Below are 4,808 nucleotides of genomic sequence, written 5' to 3'. Positions count from 1 at the left end.
CTCCAGCGATAATAGCAGCTTGAGCAGCTAAGGAATTAGTATGTGCTGGGATAACAATGCTACGAGATACATAAGTTATTTTGTCTTTATATTTTTCCATGATAGCCTGAGCTTCGTCCCAATGCTCTAGGTAGTAATCAACAGTATACGCCATACTCTTTTCTTCTACGACCGTTTTAGCGTTCACGCAATTCTTATAGGAGTTGCTTCCGTCTTTTAAAGTATTGAAATCGCACTTCGCTAAAACCTCTTTGGCTTCGTCCGGATGAGCGTCGTAATATTCTTTAGTTTTTACCTCGGTATCATCGCCGCAGCCTACTAATAAAGCAGCTAACACCCCCCCCAGAGGAACATTTTAGGATTTTTCATTTCATTCTCCTTGTTTGAAATTTATCAGTATTTTACTATCCGTTTACTTTAAAAAATTTGAATTACAGGCGCACGCGCCGTTTTAACACGGCTAGTTAAAATTCAGCTTTTAAAATTTGCTCACTCTTTTTGAAATTTCGTTTTAAAATTTTATCCGCGCGACGGAATTTTACAAAGCGGAATTCTGCGGGATAAAGCAAAATTTCGCCGGACAGAATTCCGCATCTTTGCGGAATTCGGAAGCGGAAGACAAAAGCAAAATTTAAAAATTTACAGAGCTACTCCTCTATCTTTTTACCTGCGAACCGCACGAGAGCCCACGTAACGGCAAGCCCCATCGGTAGCGCGATCCAGACGCTAAGCCCTAGCGCTACGGGCAGATAGCCCGCCACCACGGCGACCGCGCCGACGGATAGAGCGTAAGGCATCTGCGTCTTTACGTGCTCGATATGATCGCAGCCCGCGCCCATCGACGAAAGGATCGTGGTGTCCGAAATCGGCGAGCAGTGATCGCCGAAAATCGCGCCGGTTAGCACACCTGAGATATTTACGATCATATAGGCGTGAAGCGCATCGCCCGAAAGCCCGTAGTGAAGTCCCACGGCGTTTGCCAAAGGTATGGCAAGCGGCATTAAAATTCCCATCGTGCCGTAGCTCGTACCCGTCGAAAAGCTAATGAACGAGCCCAGCACGAAAATCGCTACCGGAAGCAAGAATTTCGGCGTATTTTGGCTCAACATATCGACCAGATAGCGCGACGTGCCGAGCTCCTTGATGACAGAGCTGAGCGACCAGGCAAGCAGCAAGATCACGATCGTGACGATCATCGTCTTCCACCCTTTAATCCACGTAGAGATCGCCTCTCTGACGTTAAAAATTTTGCGGTAAACGCTCATAAATATAGACACGACCGTAGCAAGAAGCGCCGCTTGAAAAAGCGCGACCGACGAGTTTGCGTTGCCGAACGTCGCCTGAAGCGTCGTAAAGCTTAGCGGGGCGGCTTTTGCGGCTACGAGAGCATCGCCCTCAAGCTTGCTTAGCCCGCTAAAATAAAAGCTCGCAAACGCGCCGCAGATTAAGACAATAAGCGGGATAACGGCGTTTGAAGCTTGCGGCTTGATCCCCTCTTTGGGCTCTAGCGTTTTATCTTCGAGCTCGGCGATGTTAGAATTTTTAGAGTGGATTTCGCCGCTCGCCGCTCGCCTTTCGGCGGAGAGCATCGGTCCGAAATCTCTACGCATGAACGCCACGTAAACTACGAAAGCAAGCATAAAAAGATTGTAGAAGCGATAGGGCATGGTTTGCACGAAGATCGAAAAGGCGTTTACGTTTTGCACGCCGATCTGATCATATCCCGCTCTTATCAAAGATACTTCAAGACCTACCCAGGTAGAAATTAGCGCGATACCCGCAATCGGTGCGGCGGTGGCGTCGATGATAAAGGCGAGCTTTTCGCGGCTGACTCTAAATTTATCGGTGATCGGCCTCATGACTGGGCCTACGATCAGGGCGTTTGCGTAGTCGTCGAAAAATACGAAAAGACCCATAATCCACGTTGAAATTTGCGCCGAGATGCCCGTTTTAGCGCGCTTGCTAATCCAAAGCGCCACGGCTTTCGTGCCGCCCGTCCTGCTAATCAGCGCGACTACGCCGCCGATACAAAGCACCTGCAAAAGCACGCCCGCGTTGCCTTTACTGGCCATCGAGCCCACCACGCGCGAGACTAGATCCGTAAAGCTACCCACAAGCGCGGAGATCGGATTGTCGTTAACGATTGCTAGCATATAGGTGCCGCTAAAAACGCCGATGAAAAGCGATAAAATCACCTCTTTGGTGATAAAGGCAAGCGCGATCGCCACGACGGGTGGCACTAGCGTCCAGATGCCGAAAAGCTCGGCATTATGCTGCCTGGTCGCATCATCCACCGCAAACGCGGCAACCGATAAAAACATTAGTAATAGAATTTTTTTCATTTTCTCGCCTTAAAATTTAATGCTTCTCGATAAAAAGCCCAGCCCAGCTCTGCTGCGTCGCCATCGCCTCTACGACGTTGATATTTACACGACGGGGCATCGCTAGGCAGCTTAGCACGATCTGCGCGATATCCTCTGGTAGGATCGCATCGACTCCCTCATACACGGCCGCGGCGCGCGCTAGATCGCCTTTAAAGCGCACCTGGCTAAACTCGCTCTTGCAGATGCCCGGCGCGATCTCCGTCACGCGGATGCCGGTGCCGCGCAGGTCGTTGCGGATATTGCGGCTAAACTGCTTGATAAACGCCTTGCTCGCGCCGTAAACGTGGCTACCCGGATAGGGCCACGCGCCCGCAGTTGAGCCGAGATTGAAGATATAGCCGCTGCCGCGCGCGATCATCAGCGGCAGCACCGCCTTGGTCGAATACAGCACGCCTTTGATATTCGTATCGACCATCGTCTCCAAATCCTCTACGGGCGTCTGCGCGATCCCCTCAAGTCCGAGCGCAAGGCCCGCGTTATTTACGAGCACCTCGACGTCTTTGAAATTTTCGGGCAGCGCGCTTACGGCATCAAACACCGCGGTTTTATCGCGAATATCCGCGGCGATAATGTGCGTATCGCCAAGCTCGCTCGCTAGCTTTTGTAGCCGCTCCTTGCGGCGTCCAAGCGCGATGATCTTATAGCCCTGCGCGCTAAGCGCCCTAGTGATCGCCTCGCCAAAGCCGCTCGTAGCGCCCGTGATGAATGCTGTGTTTTTCATATGATCCCCTTTGCGTAAAATTTTAAATTTAGTGCAATGATAACGCAAAACGGATTTAGAATTTATGAAATTTGTTCTTGCGGCGCGGGCGCGGATGAAATAATACGAAGACATTAGCAGGTTCTCTTGTGCGCACAAGCTCGCGATCGGCAGTGGATTTGGCGAGCGCACGGCTAAATTTAAAATTTTGCGCCGTTCGTTTGTCGCGGTTTGCTATAATTACCTAAATTTAGGAAAAAGACAAATGAACAAATTTATACGATTTATCCTCGTTAGTATCTGTGCTTGCGCCACTTATGCGGGTCTGAAATATGCTTTTATACTCTTTATCACGTGGCTCATGTTTAGTGGGGTATATTTTGATGGACCGGGTACGCTGCTCGCCATACCGCTCACGTTTCTAAGCTCGTCGGTTATATTTGATTATTATTGTATTGCGCTGGGTTCTCATCTACTCTTTTTATCGCTACTTAAAGGGCGCGACGTGAAAACGCGGTGGATTTTACCTTTATTTTTTCTCATAACGCTCGCGTTTTGTAGTTTTTGCGTCTTAATCGGGCACGAAGATTATCAGCGCATAAACGCGCTTTTTGCACTCTTGCTTATCTCTCCATTTACGCTCATCGCATATGCCATCGTTACGACCGTAATCCTTGCCAAAAATAAAATTTCGGATTATTATCCGATCTTAGTCGTGATAATTTTTGTGCCCATTCATGCCGCCAGCATAGGGATATGGGGGTTAGAACGGATATATTTTGGAGTATTTCTAAACGCGACGATACTGGGGATTTTTTATTTCACGGCGAAAATCGGGATAGCGGGTGCGAGTGCAACTTTGCCAATTCCTGGCAAGTCGTTTGCGATTAATATTTTTTTCATATCTATTCCTCGAGTTTCAATGTATCTGTATTGTAAAACGGGACAGGTGAGGATACAATAGAGATGAAAACAAACTGTACCGGTACAGTGGAGGTGTGTCATGTATCAATACCAGCAATTAGCTCAGTCATTAAAAGAGGAAATATTAATTGGGAATCTTCAAAAAGGGGATAAACTTCCCTCAATTCGAGAATTAGTTTCTCGATACGGTGTTAATAAGGATACGGTGCAACGAGCCTTGCGTAGTCTAAAAGATGAAAGTTTTATTTATGCGGTCGAAAAAAGTGGCTTTTATGTATTAAAGAATTCTGAGCCGAAACCGTTGAAGGAATTTGAAGAAGACTATTCTCAACTTCCGATTGAGGACTTGCGCATATGCTTTAATCAATCGCTTGCCAGTGCACATGATCTAAAGCTAACTAAAAAAGAGCAAGCTTCTGGGATGGATGAATTGATTCAGGCGTTAATGCCTATTTTAGAAGAGTATGGGGTGTATGCTGCAAAGGAACAATTGGTCATCACGACTGGAACTCAACAAGCGCTATATATTTTATTGCAATTGATTCAAGGGAAAAAGGTGTTGCTCGAACAACCGACTTATGCACGAATGAATGAATTGGTGAAGCATTTGAATATTCCGTACGAAACGATTGAACGGAAGATGGATGGTGAAGTTGATTTAAACCGATTAGAGGAATTGTTTGCGAGTGGGGATTTTTCGCTATTTTATACGATTTCCCGGTTCCATAATCCACTTGGCGGAAGTTATTGTGAAGCCACAAAGAAAAAAATTGTGGAACTTGCAAGCAAGTACTCGGTGT

The 4,808-nt window shown here is 47.4% G+C and carries 5 protein-coding genes; 2 read left to right on the top strand and 3 right to left on the bottom strand.

Annotation, left to right across the window (positions count from 1 at the left end):
* From Q0095_RS01805 to Q0095_RS01795, 3 genes are all read right to left on the bottom strand, one after another.
* The coding region (locus Q0095_RS01805; RefSeq protein ID WP_297880821.1) for an EexN family lipoprotein at positions 1-337 on the bottom strand (337 nt) is incomplete at its 3' end.
* Between the two features lie 310 nt (positions 338-647).
* On the bottom strand, positions 648-2,342 hold the full coding sequence (locus Q0095_RS01800) for a Na+/H+ antiporter NhaC family protein (RefSeq protein ID WP_297880819.1): 1,695 nt from the start codon (positions 2,340-2,342) through the stop codon (positions 648-650).
* A gap of 16 nt (positions 2,343-2,358) precedes the next feature.
* A complete protein-coding gene (locus Q0095_RS01795) occupies positions 2,359-3,105 on the bottom strand; it encodes an SDR family NAD(P)-dependent oxidoreductase (protein WP_297880817.1) in 747 nt (248 codons plus the stop codon).
* Between the two features lie 244 nt (positions 3,106-3,349).
* Here Q0095_RS01795 and Q0095_RS01790 point away from each other — a divergent pair, with 244 nt between their 5' ends.
* Together Q0095_RS01790 and Q0095_RS01785 are read left to right on the top strand one after the other, a co-directional pair.
* Positions 3,350-4,048, top strand: coding sequence for a hypothetical protein (locus Q0095_RS01790; RefSeq protein WP_297880815.1), 699 nt, complete (start codon positions 3,350-3,352; stop codon positions 4,046-4,048).
* A 39-nt stretch (positions 4,049-4,087) separates the two neighbouring features.
* The coding region (locus tag Q0095_RS01785; protein ID WP_297880813.1) for a PLP-dependent aminotransferase family protein at positions 4,088-4,808 on the top strand (721 nt) is incomplete at its 3' end.

Origin of the sequence: uncultured Campylobacter sp. (assembly GCF_938045535.1) — a bacterium.
Lineage (GTDB): Bacteria > Campylobacterota > Campylobacteria > Campylobacterales > Campylobacteraceae > Campylobacter_B.
Note: the sequence above shows the minus strand (reverse complement) of the source record. Positions and strands in the feature narration are given on the sequence as shown.

What these genes read in the sequence shown, in the direction of transcription:
- Q0095_RS01800 (WP_297880819.1), bottom strand. Translation starts at nt 2,342, where the DNA reads ATGAAAAAAATTCTATTACTAATGTTTTTATCGGTTGCCGCGTTTGCG.
- Q0095_RS01795 (WP_297880817.1), bottom strand. Translation starts at nt 3,105, where the DNA reads ATGAAAAACACAGCATTCATCACGGGCGCTACGAGCGGCTTTGGCGAG.
- Q0095_RS01790 (WP_297880815.1), top strand. Translation starts at nt 3,350, where the DNA reads ATGAACAAATTTATACGATTTATCCTCGTTAGTATCTGTGCTTGCGCC.